The sequence below is a fragment of the Micromonospora sp. KC606 genome (assembly GCF_004348675.1).
Taxonomy (GTDB): Bacteria; Actinomycetota; Actinomycetes; order Mycobacteriales; family Micromonosporaceae; genus Micromonospora.
The window spans coordinates 1-16,447 of record NZ_SMKN01000130.1 but is presented as its reverse complement, the minus strand read 5'-3'; the positions used below and the strand labels follow the sequence as shown (position 1 = coordinate 16,447).

At 70.7% G+C, this 16,447-nt stretch carries 6 protein-coding genes; 4 read left to right on the top strand and 2 right to left on the bottom strand.

Annotated elements, in window-relative coordinates:
• Nucleotides 1–2,085, top strand: a 2,085-nt coding sequence (locus E1193_RS21505) for an MMPL family transporter (RefSeq protein WP_132184997.1), incomplete at its 5' end; no start/stop codon positions are given.
• 67 nt (nucleotides 2,086–2,152) lie between these two features.
• The gene (locus tag E1193_RS21500) at nucleotides 2,153–3,316 is read left to right on the top strand and encodes an alkaline phosphatase PhoX (RefSeq protein ID WP_132184996.1); all 1,164 of its coding nucleotides are present in this window, start codon (nucleotides 2,153–2,155) and stop codon (nucleotides 3,314–3,316) included.
• Between the two features lie 147 nt (nucleotides 3,317–3,463).
• Here the strand turns inward: E1193_RS21500 and E1193_RS21495 are convergent, their stop codons facing one another.
• Nucleotides 3,464–6,676 (bottom strand): DNRLRE domain-containing protein, encoded by a 3,213-nt coding sequence (locus E1193_RS21495; RefSeq protein ID WP_132184995.1) that lies wholly within the window; start codon nucleotides 6,674–6,676, stop codon nucleotides 3,464–3,466.
• Nucleotides 6,677–7,128: 452 nt separating this feature from the next.
• Here E1193_RS21495 and E1193_RS21490 point away from each other — a divergent pair, with 452 nt between their 5' ends.
• Entirely contained in the window at nucleotides 7,129–14,829 is a 7,701-nt protein-coding gene (locus E1193_RS21490; protein ID WP_132184994.1) for a ricin-type beta-trefoil lectin domain protein, read from the top strand.
• A gap of 43 nt (nucleotides 14,830–14,872) precedes the next feature.
• Nucleotides 14,873–15,526: a hypothetical protein gene (locus tag E1193_RS21485; protein WP_132184993.1), complete on the top strand. Its 654-nt coding sequence runs from the start codon at nucleotides 14,873–14,875 to the stop codon at nucleotides 15,524–15,526.
• Between the two features lie 433 nt (nucleotides 15,527–15,959).
• Here the strand turns inward: E1193_RS21485 and E1193_RS21480 are convergent, their stop codons facing one another.
• Nucleotides 15,960–16,379 carry a hypothetical protein gene (locus E1193_RS21480; protein ID WP_243707819.1) on the bottom strand — a complete coding sequence of 140 codons (420 nt, stop codon included), beginning with the start codon at nucleotides 16,377–16,379 and terminating at the stop codon, nucleotides 15,960–15,962.
• Between the last annotated feature and the right edge of the window lie 68 nt (nucleotides 16,380–16,447).

The window sequence follows — 16,447 nt, the reverse complement described above, 5'->3', positions numbered from 1 at the left end:
GTGTTCGGGGAGCTGAGCGGGGGCGGCTTCGACGATCCGGCCAGCGAGTCCAGCCGGACGGCGCAGCGGGTCGCCGCCGAACTCGGCCGGCAGGACGCCGACGTGATCGTGCTCTGGTCCAGCGACACCGCGACCGTCGACCAGCCGGCCTTCCGCGATCCGGTCACCGGCACCGTGGCCGCGCTGCGCCAGCGCCCCGAGGTCGCCGCCGTGACCACCTGGTACGACGCGCCCGCCCCGGCGCTGGTTGCCACCGACCGCCGGGCCACGTACGCAGTGGTTCGGCTCACCGGCGCCGACGAGGACGCCCGCTCCGCGCAGTTCACCACGCTGCGCCCCGCGCTGGACGCGCCCGGCCTGCGGACCGAGGTGGGTGGCCTGGTCGCGTTCCAGGAGGCGGCGACCACCCAGAGCACCGAGGACGTCACCCGCGCCGAGCTGTTCTCCATGCCGGTGCTGCTGGTGTCGCTCGTGCTGATCTTCGGCGGGCTGGTCGCCGCCGGCACCCCGCTGCTCGTCGGCGGGCTCGCCATCCTCGGCGCCTTCGTCGCGGTGCGCCTGGTCAACCTGTTCACCGACGTGTCGATCTTCGCGATCAACGTGATCACCCTGATCGGCCTCGGCATGGCCGTGGACTACGCGCTCTTCGTGGTCAGCCGGTTCCGGGAGGAGATGTCCGCCGGCCACGCCACGGCCGAGGCGATCCGCCGCACCATGCTCACCGCCGGCCGGACGGTCTTCGTCTCCGGGCTCACCGTCGCCCTCGCCATGGCCAGCCTGCTGATCTTCCCGCAGCCGTTCCTGCGGTCCATGGGCCTCGGCGGGATGGCTGCCGTCCTGGTCGCCATGCTCGCGGCGCTGACCGTGCTGCCGGCCCTGCTGGCGGTGCTCGGCCCACGGATCGACGCGGTGCGCGTACCGCTGCCGTGGCGGCGGGGGACGGGGGCCGGCGAGCGGGCGGAGGCCGCCGACGGCGGCGCCTGGGCGCGGATCGCCCGGAGCGTGATGCGCCGCCCGGCGCGCTACCTGATCGGGGTGGCGGTGCTGCTCGCGGTCCTGGCGACGCCGTTCCTGCGGATCTCCTTCGGCGGGGTCGACGAGCGGGTGCTCCCGGCGGACGCCGCGCCCCGGGTGGTCGCCGAGCGGATCGCCGACGACTTCTCCGGCGGCACCGTCGCCCCGATCGACGTGCTGGTCTCCGGGCTGTCCGCCGAGGCGGCGCGGCCCTTCACCGACCGGGTCGCCGCGGTCCCCGGGGTGACCGGGGTGCAGGTCACGGCGAGCGCGGGGGAGTCGACCCTGCTCGCGGTGAGCTACCGGGGCGAGCCGACCGGGACCGAGGCCCGCGACGTGGTACGCGCGGTGCGCGACCTGCCCGCCCCGGCCGGTGCGCAGGTGCTGGTCGGTGGACGGCCCGCCGCCGACGTGGACCTGCTGGCGACGCTGGGCGAGCGGCTGCCCTGGATGGCGCTGCTGATGGCCGGGGCGATCCTGCTGCTGCTCTTCCTCGCCTTCGGTTCGCTGGTGCTGCCGGTCAAGGCGGTGCTGATGAACCTGCTGTCGATCGGCGCGTCGTTCGGCGTGGTGGTCTGGATCTTCCAGGACGGGCACCTGGCCGACGTGCTCGGCTTCACCCCCTCCGGCCTCGTCGAGCCGAGCAACCTGATCCTGATGCTCGCCGTGCTCTTCGGGCTGGCCACCGACTACGAGGTGTTCCTGCTCTCCCGGGTGCGCGAGGAGTGGGACCGCACCGGCGACAACACCGCGTCGGTGGCCGTCGGGCTGCAACGCACCGGCCGGATCATCACCGCCGCCGCGCTGCTGCTGATCATCGTGGTGGCCGGCTTCGCCACCGGCGGAATGCTCAACGTCAAGCTGATCGGCATCGGCATGATCGTGGCGATCGTGGTCGACGCGACACTGGTCCGGGCCCTGTTGGTGCCGGCCACCATGCGCCTGCTCGGCCGCTGGAACTGGTGGGCGCCCGCCCCGCTGGCCCGCTTCTACGCCCGCTACGGGCTGCGCGAGTCCGACGAGCCCGCGCCGGCCGAACCGGAAAGCCGTCATCCCGTGTTCACCGGGTAGCGACTATCGTCGATTCCCCGCCGGTCCTAGCGTCGGCGGGGAAATCGATCGTCTCCGGGAGGTTCCGATGGATCGTCGTACCGTCCTGCGCGCCACCGTCGCCGGTGGCGCAGCCTTCTGCGGCAGCCTCTGGGCGGGCGCCGCGCTTGCCGCCCCCGCCCAGCCCGGCCCCGGCCCGTACGGGGAGCTGCTGCCCGCCGACGGCAACGGCCTCCAACTGCCCGTCGGGTTCACCAGCCGGGTGGTCGCCCGCTCCGGGCAGTTCGTGCCCGGCACCTCCTACCTGTGGCACTGGGCGCCCGACGGCGGCGCCTGCTACCCGGCCGGCACCGGCTGGATCTACGTGTCGAACTCGGAGATCCCGCTCGCCGGTGGGGCGTCGGCGGTGCGCTTCCGCGCCGACGGGTCGATCGCGGCGGCGTACCGGATCCTCGGCGGAACCACCATGAACTGCGCGGGCGGCGCGACCCCGTGGGGCACCTGGCTCTCCTGTGAGGAGATCCCGCTCGGTCAGGTCTTCGAGACCTGGCCGGACGGCAGCCGCAGCGCCGAGGCGCGCAGCCGGATGGGCCGGTTCAAGCACGAGGCCGCCGCCTGCGATCCGGACCGAAAGGTGATCTACCTGACCGAGGACGAGGACGACGGCTGCTTCTACCGCTTCGTCCCGGACACCTGGGGCGACCTGCGTGCCGGCCGCCTGCAGGTGCTCTGCGCCCCGGCCGAGCCGGCGACCGGCCCGGTGACCTGGCGCGACGTCCCCGACCGGGACGGCTTCCCGATCCCCACCCGGCACCAGGTCGGCGCGGCCCGGCACTTCGACGGCGGGGAGGGCTGCTGGTACGACCGGGGCACCTGCTGGTTCACCACCAAGGGCGACAACCGGGTGTGGGCGTACGACGCGGTCCACCAGCGCCTCGACCTGGCGTACGACGACTCGCTGGTGCCGGCCGGCGCCGCCCCACTGGCCGGAGTGGACAACATCACCGGCACCGCCGGCGGTGACCTCTACGTGGCGGAGGACGGCGACAACATGGAGATCAACATGATCACGCCGGCCGGCGTGGTCACACCGTTCCTGCGCCTCCTCGGTCACTCGTCGTCGGAGATCACCGGACCGGCGTTCTCGCCCGACGGCACCCGCCTGTACTTCTCATCCCAGCGCGGCACCAGCGGCAACGCCACCGGCAGCGGGGGCGTCACCTACGAGGTGACCGGCCCGTTCCGCCGCTGACCGCACCTGGGGTTTCGGCAGCGCCGCGCGGATGCCACCCCCGGCGGGACGGCCGGGATCGTCCTGCCGGTGGTGGCATGGCCTGCCTTGAGCACTTGAGGACGGATCCGGTTCGGGCACCGACCGGTCGGTCGATGCCCGGCCGGGTCAGCCGAAGGACCGGACGAGCCTCCAGTCCTGCTCGACGATGACCTTCACCGGCTGCCCGGTGTTGGTGCCGGACGGGTGGTAGACCCGCAGCTTCCCGTCGGAGCCGGACCGGGCCCAGAGGTCGGGCACCCGGTCCCCGTTCACGTCGGGGATGCCGACGAGCGCGGTGATGGCCGCCTCCGACCAGCCCGTCCCGTAGGAGACGTCTCCGCTGCGGGAGTTGGCGGCCTGCGTGAGCGAGTTCAGGTCGACGCTGCCGGCGACCGTACCGGGCTTACCGTGCCGGACGTACATGTTGCCGTTGTCGAGGTTGCGCCAGAGCAGGTCCGGTGTGCCGTCCAGGTCGACGTCGGCGATGTTGACCACCTCGCGGCGGGCCCACGCGGTGCCCTCCATCAGGGTCGCCGACCCGAAGCTCGCTCCGGTGTAGCCACCCAGCACCCAGAACTGTGACCCGGAGCGGACGACCAGCTCCGGCAGTTGGTCACCGTCGAGGTCACCGACCGCCTTGATCTGCGTCCAGGTTGCCGGAGCCGGCAGGGCCGGCGTGCTGGTCGGCAGCAGCACCCGCAGCCGCCGGTCCACCGGGAAGCTGCCGTACCCGTCGCCGGGGTAGAGCCAGAAGCCGCCGTCCGGAGTGCGGGCGAACAGGTCGGTGTTTCCGTCGCCCGGGTAGGTGTCGGCGTACTTGGTGATCAGCGCGGCCGGGCCGGCGCGCAGTCGCCAGTGGTCCGGCGGGTTGAGCGCCCCGTCCGCGGAGTAGGAGCCGGCGAGCGAGGTGTGCAGGTCGCCGCCCTCGTCACCGGGGTAGGTGCGCAGGTTGCCGGTGAAGTCCACCACGAGCAGGTCGGGGATGCCGTCGCCGCCGGTGTCGCCGGGCCCGTCCGCCCGGTCGGCGGGCGGCACGTAGAAGGTGTAGTCGGTACGGAGGCTGCGGTTGCCGACCGGGTCGTAGGCGTACACCTCGAGGGTGTTGGGGCCGGCGTGCCGCGGCTTCAGGTCCGGCACGGTGGCGGTGCCGTTGGTGGCGGTCACCGGCACGCTGCCGACACCGCCGAGCGAGTAGGTGAACCGGGTCGCGCCGGCGGCGGTGAAGGTGATGCCGCCGGTCTGGCCGAACTTCACCGTGGCCCAGGTCGCCCCGTCGTCCGTGGCCTCCTTGAACACCTCGCTGACAACGTCCGGCGCCGGCGGCGCCGAGGCGTCGACGGTGAGCCGGCACGGCTCGTCGCCCGGCGGGAAGTACGACGACGTCTTGCCGGCGGTGTCCTCGCTCCGGACGTCCCAGGAGTAGACGGCCTTGTCCTCCAGGGTGCTCGCGGGGATGGTCAGGCTGGCCCGGCCGGCGCTGGTGGGGGTGACCAGGGTGCCGGCCGGTGCGGTGGTGCCGTTCTTCCAGAACCGGAAGCGCAGCGCCTTGAGGTTGCCGTCGGGGTCGGTGCCGGTCGCCGACAGCACGAGGTTGGACCGGGCGACGGTGACGCCGTTGCCGGGGCCGGGCACGCAGGCGCCGCCGGGCGAGGTGGTGCCGTTGGTCGGCTCGGCCGGCGGCCGGTTGTAGACGACGGTCAGTTCGGCGCTGGTGGCCTTGAACTTGCGCCAGGTCTGGGTGTCGGATTCGCTGGTGGCACGCATGCCGAAGGTGAGGTTCGGCAGGCCGTCGTTGGCGCCCCTCTGGGCGGCGTTCCTCACGTCGAAGCTGACGTAGTCATCGGCGCAGCGGCTGCCGTAGCCATGGGCGAAGGACTTCTTCTGTTGCAGCGTCAGCCAGCCCGGCTGGGCGTTCCAGGTGGTGCCGGAGGAGATCGCGCCGGTGAGCCAGAGCTGCATCTCGCGGATTTCACAGGACCACGAGTGGTTGTTGAGCACCTTGAAGGTTGCGGAACTGACTTCCGCGCCCTTCAGGCCTTTGTCGTAGCGCATCCGCCAGAAGGAGCGGGTCCGCAGTGGGGTGTCCTGCTCGTAGCCGACGCGGGCGTCGGAGGTGCCGGAGTTGAAGTTGGTGCCGTTCCAGGTGTTGGTGCGGGGGTGTTGCGAGTAGACGGTCGCCCAGGCCTGGGTGCCGCCGATCAGGGTCGGATCGAGGAAGACGGGGAAGGTGACCTTGGGGTCGGTGAGCATTCCGGTGCCCGCGGCGTCCAGGTGCAGCCGGGCGTCACCGGTGCCGTCGCCGTCCAGGCGGGTCGGGATCGGGGCCTGCCGGGCGCCCGGCTCGCTGCCGGCGAGGCCGGAGAGCCGCAGCACGTCCTGCGGGGTGGCCACCGAGGTACGCGGTGCCGCCTGCGGGTTCTCGGCGTCCCGTCCGGCGGAGTCCCAGACGAAGGGGGAGGGGACCGAGGCGACCTCCCGGCCGTCGGCCGGGTCGAGGGCCCGGATGCCGCCGGTGGTCGCGTCGTGACGGAAGACCGCCGTCTCGGATCGCAGGCCGTAGGTCAGTGCGCCGACGGCCCGGACCGTCTCGGCGGAGCGGTTCTTGACGATGAGCAGTTGACCGAAGCCGCCCGCCTCGCGGGCGACGACGAGCAGGTCGACTCCGGGGAGCACCTCGGGGTAGAGAGCGCGCGGGCCGTCGAGCACCGGCTCCGGCAGCGGGCCGGGCCAGGTGTAGGCGATGGTGTGCCCCTCGGTGTCCACCTCGGCCAGCACACTGACGGTGTCGGCGGCACCGGTTCCCGTGCCACCGCCGGCCCCGCCGGTCTCCGTGCCACCGCCGGCCCCGCCGGTCTCCGTGCCACCGCCGGCCCCGCCGGTCTCCGTGCCACCGCCGGCCCCGCCGGTCTCCGTGCCACCGCCGGAGAGGCGCAGCGGGATGGGGACGTTGACCGGGCGGACGTCGAGGCCGTCGGTGGACTGCCCGTCGCGGGTCAGGGTGGGGTCCAGCCTCGCCCACCGGCCGCTGGCGTCCTCGACCCGCTGCGGGGTGGCGTGGATGGTGGTGCGCAGTTTCCCGTCGGGGAGCGCCCAGGTCAGTGAGGTGGCGGTGGTGGCCGTGTCCACCAGCACCTCGGTGCCGGTGTGGGCGGCGTGGGCCACCGCGGTGGGCTCGTCGCGTGGTGCCGTCGCGGGCGCGGGCGCCGTCGCGGGGGGCGCGTCGGTGCCGGGCCGTAGCGGCAGCAGGGCGGCGACGAGTGCGGCCAGCAGCACACCCAGGGTGAGGGTCAGCCTGGTGCGTGTATGCACGAAGGGCTTGAGCAGGCGAGGCGCGGTCACGGCGGGTCTACTCCCGTGGGGGCCGGGCGGACAGGGAACGACGCAGGCGGCCAGCCGGCGACCCGGTGGGTCGCGGGGCAGAACGAGGGCACACGATCGCACGGCACCCGGGCGTCTCGTCCATCCCGCGAACGTTATGAACCCGTGACCTCCTGAGTGGAGTTACCGAGAGGTACGTCCGAATTGGATCTTGCGCGGCTTTTGCTGCCAGGCAATCACGCGACAAAGAGTGATTTCTCGCCTCTGCGCGGCTCGATGCTTTCGCGGCATAGGGCGTCGATCATCCTGTGTCGTACATCACCTGAACCGGTGGACGGTGACCGGGAACGGGGTTGAGAGTGAGCCTTCCCTGACGCAGAGTGCTCACGCACGCGCCGTCGCCGGCCCGTGCCGTCGCGGTTCGTCCGCATCTCTTCTTTCCCTTTCTCGCGCCTGGGTGGGAGTCGACGCGCATGCGTGCTACCGGTTTGCTGTCCCGACGGTCACCCGGCCGACGGACCCGAACGGAGTCCGGCCGCCGGTGGGGTCGCCCCGCCCGCACCGCGCTGGTCCTGGCGCTCTCCACCACGCTGGCGGTGACGAGCCTGCCCGCCGCCGCCCTCGCGGTGCCCGGCGCGGGCATGAGCCGCGAGGCGAGCCGGGTCGACCTGCCCGAGCTGCCGACGACCGATCGGGTCGAGCAGGACGACGCCGCGCAGACCGACATGACCACCGAGTTGGTCCCCGAAGTGACCGAGTACCGGCCGACGGCCGTCCAACCCTGGCAGCAGGACAGTGGCACGGTCGACCTCACCGACGTCGAACCCGGCGACACCCGGCCCGTCGACGACCTGCCGGTCGCTCTCGGCGTACCGGAGGGCGGCGACCCGACGGTCCTCGCCGGCACCTGGACCGTCGACCTGGCCGCTCCCGAGGCATCGCAGGACGCCGGGGTGGCGGGCCTGATCATGAAGATCACCCCGCCGGCCACCGCCGACCCGGACGCCGAGGTCGCCCTCAACGTCGACTACACCCCCTTCGCCGACCTGTACGGCCCGCAGGCCGCCGACCGCTTCGGCGTCATGCTGCTGCCCGACTGCGTCTACGACACCCCCGACAGCGGGGACTGCGCCGACGGCGGCGAACCGACCGACCCCGACCCGGCTCAGGTGGTCTCCAGCGAGGTGACGCTGGTGCCCGCCGCCGCCGACGCGCCCGCCCGCGTCACCCGCGCCGCCAATGCGCCGGTACGCCGGGTGGTCACCGGCACGCTGCCGGTCGGCCCGCTGCGCGAGCAGCGGGCCGGCGCGCGTACCGCCGGTGTCGCCGCCGACGCGGCCGGCGGAAAGGTCGTCGGCGTGCTGGACACCGGCGCCTCGGCGTCCGGCGACTTCACCGCGACCCCGCTGGTCTCCTCGGGTTCCTGGGCGGCGGGCTCCTCCTCCGGCGCGTTCACCTACTCGTACCAGATGCAGGTGCCGGAGACGGCCGGCGGGCTGATGCCGAAGGTGGCGCTGGGCTACTCGTCGCAGTCGGTGGACGGGCGCACCTCCGCAACCAACAACCAGGCATCCTGGATCGGTGACGGCTGGGACTACAGCGCCGGGTCGATCACCCGCAGCTACGCCAACTGCCGGCAGGACGCGACCATCGGCGCGAACAACACCAAGCACCGTACCGCCGACCTCTGCTGGGGCTCCGACAACGCCACCCTCTCCCTCGGCGGCCTGACCACCGAGCTGGTGTACGAAAAGGGGACCTGGACCACCGCCAACGGCGACGGCTCCCTGATCCAACTGGAGAGGGACAACGGCCGCGACAACGGCGACGCCGACGGCGAGCACTGGATCGTCACCACTCGGGACGGCACGAAATACCACTTCGGCCGCAACCGGCTGCCCGGCTGGTCCGCCGGCGCCCCGGTCACCAACTCGGTGCTCACCGTCCCGGTGTACGGCAACCACCCGGACGAGCCCTGCTACAAGGAGGGCAACTGGGCCGGCTCCGTCTGCACCCAGGCATGGAAGTGGAACCTCGACTACGTCGAGGACGTGCACGGCAACGCGATGAGCCTGTGGTGGGCCCGCGAGACCAACCACTACGCCCGGAACTTCAACTTCAAGGCCCCGGTGAGGTACGACCGGGCCGGCTACCTCACCCGCATCGACTACGGGCAGCGCCGCGACAACGTCTACTCCGCCGCTCCGCTGGCGCGGGTCAGCTTCGACGTCGCCGAGCGCTGCTTCACCGAGCACACGATCACCTGCACCGAGGCCAACTTCACCAGCAAGGACCCGGCCCGGTACCGAATCTGGTACGACACCCCGGCCGACCTGCGCTGCGTCGAGAAGCAGAAGTGCTGGAACGCCTCGCCGTCCTTCTTCTCCCGCAAGCGGCTCACGAAGATCACCACGTGGGCGCAGCGGCACCGGGACAGCCGGGACCTCCAGGCGGTGGACGAGTACCAGCTCAAGCAGTCCTTCCCGGTCCTGCGCACCGGCCCCAACACCGCGCTGTGGCTGGAGTCGATCACCCGGTCCGGGTTCGGTGTGGGTGGCGACCGGATCACCCTCAACCCGGTCCGGTTCGTGGCCAACGTCGACGACATGCCGAACCGGGTCCGCAACGACCACCGCCCCGGGTTCTCCCGCCTGCGTATCGGCCGGGTTGTCAACGAGTACGGCGGTGAGACCGTCGTGACCTACAAGGAGCCCACGGGCGGGTGCGCCACCGGCGCCGACCTGCCGACCGACCCGAAGGACGTCGCTGCCCTCAAGGCCAACACCCGGCTCTGCTACCCGGCCTTCTGGCACCCCGACCCGGCCAAGGAGGCGATCGACTGGTTCCACAAGTACGTCGTGGAGTCGGTCCAGGAACTGCCCGCCGTGGACGGCCCCGCCAGCACCCTCACCCGGTACGAGTACGGCACCGCCGGCTGGAAGCTCGCCGAGCAGGAGTTCACCAAGAAGTCGACCCGCACCTACTCCCAGTTCGCCGGCTTCGACCAGGTCACCGTCCTGACCGGAGACGACGACGCCGCGACCGGCAGCCGGCAGACGATGTCGGTCACCCGGTACTTCCGCGGGCTGGGCGACACCGTGGCGGTCAAGGACATCACCGGCAAGGTGATCGCCCAGGACGAGGAACCCTTCGCCGGCCGGATCGCCGAGGAGTTGACGTACGCCGAGGCCAAGCCCGGCGCCGACGCGGCCTACCTCAGGGCGAACTGGCTAACGCGCAGCGTCACCTACCCGGCCGCGCACCTGCTCGCCACCCGAGCGCGGGGGACCGGCCTCAGCCCGCTGCGCGCCTGGCGGGTGACCGAGCCTACCCAGGCGGCGTACAGCCGCTTATCCGACGGTGACCGCGAGGTCAGGACGGCCACCGAGTACGAGAACACCCACGGCCTGCCCACCAGGATCGAGTCCCTCGGCGACACCGCCCGCAACAACGACGAGTCCTGCACCCTCATCGAGTACCTGCACCGCACCGACAAGCACCTCATCGGCCTGACCAAGCAGGTTCGGACCAGCCCGACGACCTGCGCGGCGGCCACCTTCGACGACCTGAGGACGCTCAGCTCCGCCGGCCGCGTCGCCTACGACAAGGAGCCGTACGGCGCCGCCCTCACCACCGACACGAAGGGCCGGGTCCGCGAGACCTGGTCACTGAAGGCCGACGGCTCGGGCTTCCAGTCCGACGGCACCACCACCATCGACGACATCGGTCGCGTCACCTCCCGCACCGACCCGGACGGCAAGACCTCTTACATCGACTACGTTCCCGCCACCGGTCAGGCATTCATCGTCAAGGAGCGGAACTCGCTGAGGCACGAGCAGGTCCAGGAACTGGACCCGGGCCGGGCCGTCACCCTCAAGACCATCGACCCCAACGGTCGGGTCAGCGAGGCGCGGTACGACGCGCTGGGCCGCCTGGTGGAGGCATGGGGGCCGGGCCGCACCCCGTCGGGCACCGCCGTGCCGGACTTCCGCGCCCAGTACGCCACCCCCGAGGGCAAACCGCCGTACGTGACCACCTTCAGCCGTGGTCACGAGGACCGGGTGCAGACCTCGGTCACCATCTACGACGGCCTGGGTCGGGAACGGCAGACCCAGGAACAGGCCACCGGCGGCGGCCGCCTGGTCACCGACCGGTTCTACAACAGCTCCGGCGAGGTGTGGGAGACCTACAACGCCTACCTCGCCGAGGGCGGCCCGCGCGGTGAGTTGTTCGTGCCGCTGGCCCGCACCGCCGTACCCAACATCACCCGCTACCGCTACGACGGCCTGGGCCGGGTGGTCCAGGAACTGCCCATCCTGCGTGACCAGGAGAGGCCCGAGCGGGCCACCACCTACACCTACGGCACCGACCACTCCACGGTGTTCAACCCGGCCGGTTCGCCGTCGTACCGGATGTTCAGCGACGCACTGGGCCGCACCAGCCGGGTGGACACCTTCACCGACGCCGCCCGCACCGCGTTCACCTCGATGTCGTACGAGTACGACAAGTACGGCCGGTTGGCGGCCGTGCGCCACTCGGCGGACAAGGACCGCCCCTGGACGTGGAGCTACGACCAGCGTGGCCGGCTGACCGCCGCCACCGACCCGGACACCGGTACCACCCGGATCGGCTACGACCACCGGGACCGGCAGCTCACCGTCACCAACGCCCGCGACGTCACGGTCTGGAACGGCTACGACGAGCTGTCCCGCCCGACCCAGCAGCGGCTCGGTGACGGCAACGGCCCACTGCTGGCGCAGTACACCTACGACTCCGTCGCCGGCGGCAAGGGGCTGCCGGCCACCGCCACCCGCTACACCGACGGCCTGCCGTACACCCAGGCCATCGGCGGCTACACCGACGACTACCAGCCGACGTCGACCACGCTCACCCTGCCGCAGTCCGTCGCGGACACCTGGGGCCTGCGCTCGTCCTACCGCTACGAGTACTCGTTCACCGACACCGGCCTGCCCGAGTCGTCGACCCTGCCCGCCGTCGGGAACCTCCCCGCCGAGAAGATCCTGGTCCGCTACACCGCCGACGGGCTGCCTCTGTCGGTGTCCGGCAAGGACTGGTACGGCGCGGAGACGGTCTACTCGCCGTACGGGCAGGTGTTGCGCTCCACCCTGGGCGCGCAGCCGTACCGGGTGTGGACCACCGCCTCGTACGACGACGCCAGCGGAGCGCTCACCGGGCAGCAGGTGCACCGGGAGCAGAAGGACGCAACCGGCGGCCGGTTCGCGGGCAGCACCCTGGTGTCGAATCGGGAGTACGCGTACGACGACGCGGGCAACGTCACCGCGATCCGGGAGCGGGCGGCCAGCATCGCCGAGCGGCAGTGCTTCCGCTACGACGCCGTCGGCCAGCTCAGCACGGCGTGGACGTCGTCGGACCAGGGCGCCTGCGCCACCGGTCCACTCGGCGCGCCGGCGGTGTCGGCCGGCAACGACGGCACCGGCTACTGGCAGGAGTACGAATACGACCTGCTCGGCAACCGGAAGAAGCTGGTGGAGTACGACCTGACCGGCAAGCGGGCCGAGGGCGCCATCACCACCGGCTACGAGTACACCGGCAGCCAGCCCCGCACCCTGAGCAAGGTGACCCGGGAGTGGACGACCCCGGAGAAGGTGGAGATCACCTCCGAGGTGACGCGCCTGTACGAGCTGACCGGCGAGACCAGGTCGGTCACCTCGCACAACGGTGACCAGCAGGAGCTGACCTGGACCTACGACGGCAAGGTCGAGCGGATCACCGGCCAGGGCAGCAAGGGCCGCACCGCGTACGTCGGCCCCGGTGACAAGTGCCTCGACCTCGACCAGGGCCTCGCCAAGGCCGACCAGCCGGTCCAGCTCTACCCGTGCAACGGCACGACGGCCCAGAAGTGGACGTTCACCCCGGTCCCCGGGGAGCAGCAGAAGAACCCGAACCTGGGCACCCTCACCGGCCCGGACGGCTGGTGCCTGCAACCGGAGGCCGGCAGCGCCGGCTCGCCGCTGCGCCTGCAGGAGTGCGACCGCTCGGCGGCCCAGCACCTGACGCGTTCCTCGACCGGGCAGCTCACCCACGCCGCCACCGGGCTCTGCCTGGCGGTGCGGAACGGCGCCACGGTCGACATGACCCCGGTCGTCCTCGCCACCTGTGACGGCAACTCCACCGCCCAGCGTTGGGAGGCGCAGTCGGAGACCCGGCACATCTACGGGCCGGGTGGCAGTCGCCTGCTCACCGTCCAGGGCCGACAGGCCACCCTGCACCTGGGCGAGTCGCAGGTCACCGTCGCCAGGGGTGGCGCGCTGGTCAGCGCCCAGCGCACGTACCCCACCCCGGGTGGCGCGGTGGTCCGGCACTCCACCGCCGGTAACCACCCCGGCCTGGTCGCGGTCGCCGGTGACCACCAGGGCAGCCCGTACGCGGAGGTGGGGCTGTCCGCCGGGATGCCGGTGCGGATCCGTAAGCAGGACCCGTTCGGCAACCAGCGCGGCGCGGCCGACCTGGGCGCGAACATGCAGACCAACGCCGGTTTCCTTGGCGCGACCCGGGACGACGCCTCCGGCTTCGTGCCGCTCGGGGCGCGCCTGTACGACCCGTCGGTGGGCCGGTTCCTTTCGGCTGACCCGGTGCTGGACCTGACCGACCCGCAGCAGAACAACGGGTACGCGTACGCGCACAACAACCCGGTGACGCACTCGGACCCGACCGGCCTGTCGGTGGCGCTGACGGCGTCGGAGATGGCCGCGGCGTTGGCCGGGGCGGGTCTGTCGGCGGCGCAGGTGGCGCAGGCGCAGGCCAACATGGGTCGGTCGCTGATGTCGGTCATCCTCGACTCGGCCTGGTACCTCCTCAAGGAGTTCATCGGCATCAACGACGCCCTGGGCTGCTTTGGCGGTGACTTGTGGGCGTGCGGCAGCCTGATCGCCAGTGCGATTCCGATCGGCAAGATCTTGAAGGCCCGGGCGGTGTACCGCGCGATCGACCGGACGATCGCGGCCATCCAGGCGTGGCGGGCGGCGAAGCGGGCCGCTGAGGTGGTGCTGGCCGCGGCGCGGGCTGCTGAGCAGGCGGCGTTGAACGCGAAGAAGTTGGCGATCGAGCGGGCGAAGAAGGCTGCGCAGGCGGCGGCGAAGAAGCCGGTCGACAAGGTCAACACGACGAGTAACGCGGCGGCGCAGTCGGCGAAGAAGACCGGTAACCCGGTGCAGAAGCAGGCGCAGGCGAAGTCGAACCCGAAGGCGTCGTCGTCGGCAGCGGCCGGTGCTGGTGGGAAGAAGAAGCCCTCTTCCGGCGGCGGCTCGAAGTCGGGTGGCTCGTCGGGTGGGTCGGCGCGTAGTAGTGGTGGTTCCAGTGGTGGTGCGGGTGACTCCTGCACCAGGCCGAGCAGCTTCGTGCCCGGCACCAAGGTCTTGATGGCCGACGGGTCGCGCAAGGCGATCGAGAAGGTCAGGCCGGGTGACAAGGTCAGGGTGACCGATCCGGCGACGGGTCGGGTCGAGGTGGAGACGGTCACCGCGGCGGTCCAGAGCCAGGGCGCCAAGAACCTGGTCAGGGTCACCGTCGACACCGACGGTGCCGAGGGGTCGGCGACGGCGCAGGTCGTCGCGACCGAGGCCCACCCGTTCTGGGTGCCGGAGCTGGGCGAGTGGGTCCACGCCACGGACCTGCGGTCGGGTCAGTGGCTGCGTACCAGTGCCGGCACGCTCGTGCAGATCACCGCGATCGACCGGTGGACCGTCCTGCAAGCCAGGGTCCACAACCTCACCGTCGCCAACATCCACACGTACTATGTGATCGCCGGCAACACCCCGGTCCTCGTACACAACTGCGGTCCCGAGCCCGGACCGGCGCCAGCAGGCTCCACCTTAGAGGATTATCGGCAGGCGAACCTTGGGGCGAATGCGCCGCGATTTGTCACCGAATACACCTCGCCCAATGGCAACCGCTATTACGGCCGAACCACCCCTGGGGGTGTGGATATCGAGTCGGGTTCGGTTTTGGATGATGTGCTGCGTGGGCGCCATACTGGCTGCTCCGAGGTTTGTGCGCTCAACGAGGCCCAGAAGGCTGGAGACGAGATATTCGGGGGAACGTTCCGAACGCTGAAGGTGAACTCAGGAGAGCTTGTAGATCCCTGTAAGGACTACTGTCAACCTATGATCAACCGGTTGTTCGGAACGTGGTGATGATGAGGTAGGCTCCGTTCGTCGGAAAGTGAAGGGGTGCGTCGTGATGGATTTGCCAGCAGGTGTTTTATCGCGGCGTGCCCTCTCATTCGTGCGGGCGCACGGACAGCGAAAGCCTAGTAATCGGGCACAGCGATTTGCGGAGCAGTGGATCAAGCAAGGGCTCGACCGGGCCCTCGTTCAGCAGGCTATCGATTACGAGCGCCGCTGGGGCGATCTGTATCTGCCGCCGTCGGTTTTGTATAACGGCGGGCCAAAATACCTTGGCCCTGATTTGCTCGTCGGTCGTTGGTCGGACGGCGGATACATCGAGGCGGGCCCTGCTCGGTTCTCTGTCTCCTACGACTTCCTGCTTGGGCCTGATGGTGCTTTTGGTATAGGAGACATCGAATTCATTCCTCTTTACGCGTCGGTGGAGGGCTGGATCGAGTCGTTGGCGCTCGAGAACGAGGTCCGAAGCGTAGCCAACGAAATACGGAAGCTTAGAGGGCCCGAGGTTTCCTCGCTCGACTTCTCGGCGATGTTGCCCTTTCCTGGCATTCCCGGACTCTCCGAGAGTTGGCTGATGGACGATGGGCAAATCGTCTTCGTCAGTCGCGGGATTAGTCTCATCTCCGGCCATCTGGACGACGTGGTCGCCATCGTCTATTCGGGTATTCCCGATCGCGAGGCGAGCCTCGGGCTGTGGTCATCTTGAGCGGTGAGGATTTTGGTTGTGAAGCTGCCGTCGCATGACGGAGAGTAACGACCGGTTTTGCAAGTGTGCCACTGGCTGCCCGGGTTGCCGTCACGGTTGCCGTCAGGCACCTGAAATGTGTCTAGATACTTCGATAGGCTGCTCGCCGATCAGGTTCCCGAGGCGAGGGAGACGGGATGCTGGTGGCGTGCCGCGTAGCGGTGCGGCGTCGATTCCCGGAACCACTCGCGGAGGATGGTGGGTGAAGGGATCGTCACGGCCTCGGCCGGCGGTGCAGCCGTGCTCTCGGTTGGCGGCTCGATGATTGTGGGGCGTGCGCGCGGGGCCGGAGGCTGTAGCGCGTGCGCGCGGCCCGGCGTGGCCGGGCCGTCTTGATCCTGTAGAGCAGTTTTGAGCCAGTCGGATCTTGGTCGAGGGCCTTGGTTCGGCTGGCTTACTGCTTCGGTGCGCGGTCGCGGCTGCTGCGGGGACGCTTGGCGGGCGGCGAGGGCTGGTCGCCGTCGCTGGCCCGTTGGAGGTGTTCGGGCTGCTGGGCGAAGTTGCCTCGGTCGGCCTGGTATTTGATCACTTCGTCGATCAGGTCGTTGTTGGTGTCGGCGTGGCGCAACAGCTCGTGCAGGGCGGCGTTCTTCTCGTCAGCGGTGCGGGCGTGGTGATAGCTAATGGTGATGGCTTGCTGGTCGGCGAGGTAGGCGGCGACTCGGCGGCGGAGGTCGGGGTCGTCGATGGGTTCGCGGAGGACGCCGCCGCGGAGGAGGTCGAAGGCGTCGGGGTGCACGAAGGTGCCTTTGCCGGCGACGCTGTAGGTGATGCGCCGGTGTTGGAGTTCGCGTAGTGCGCGTTGGGCGGTCATGGAGGCCACGCCGTAGAGATCTTCCGGGCGTCGGAGTTGACGGCGGTGAAGGCCGCATGATCAATCCC

Excerpts from the sequence above, each read along its gene's own strand:
- E1193_RS21480 (WP_243707819.1), bottom strand. The coding sequence starts at position 16,379 with ATGACCGCCCAACGCGCACTACGCGAACTCCAACACCGGCGCATCACC.
- E1193_RS21490 (WP_132184994.1), top strand. The coding sequence starts at position 7,129 with ATGCGTGCTACCGGTTTGCTGTCCCGACGGTCACCCGGCCGACGGACC.
- E1193_RS21500 (WP_132184996.1), top strand. The coding sequence starts at position 2,153 with ATGGATCGTCGTACCGTCCTGCGCGCCACCGTCGCCGGTGGCGCAGCC.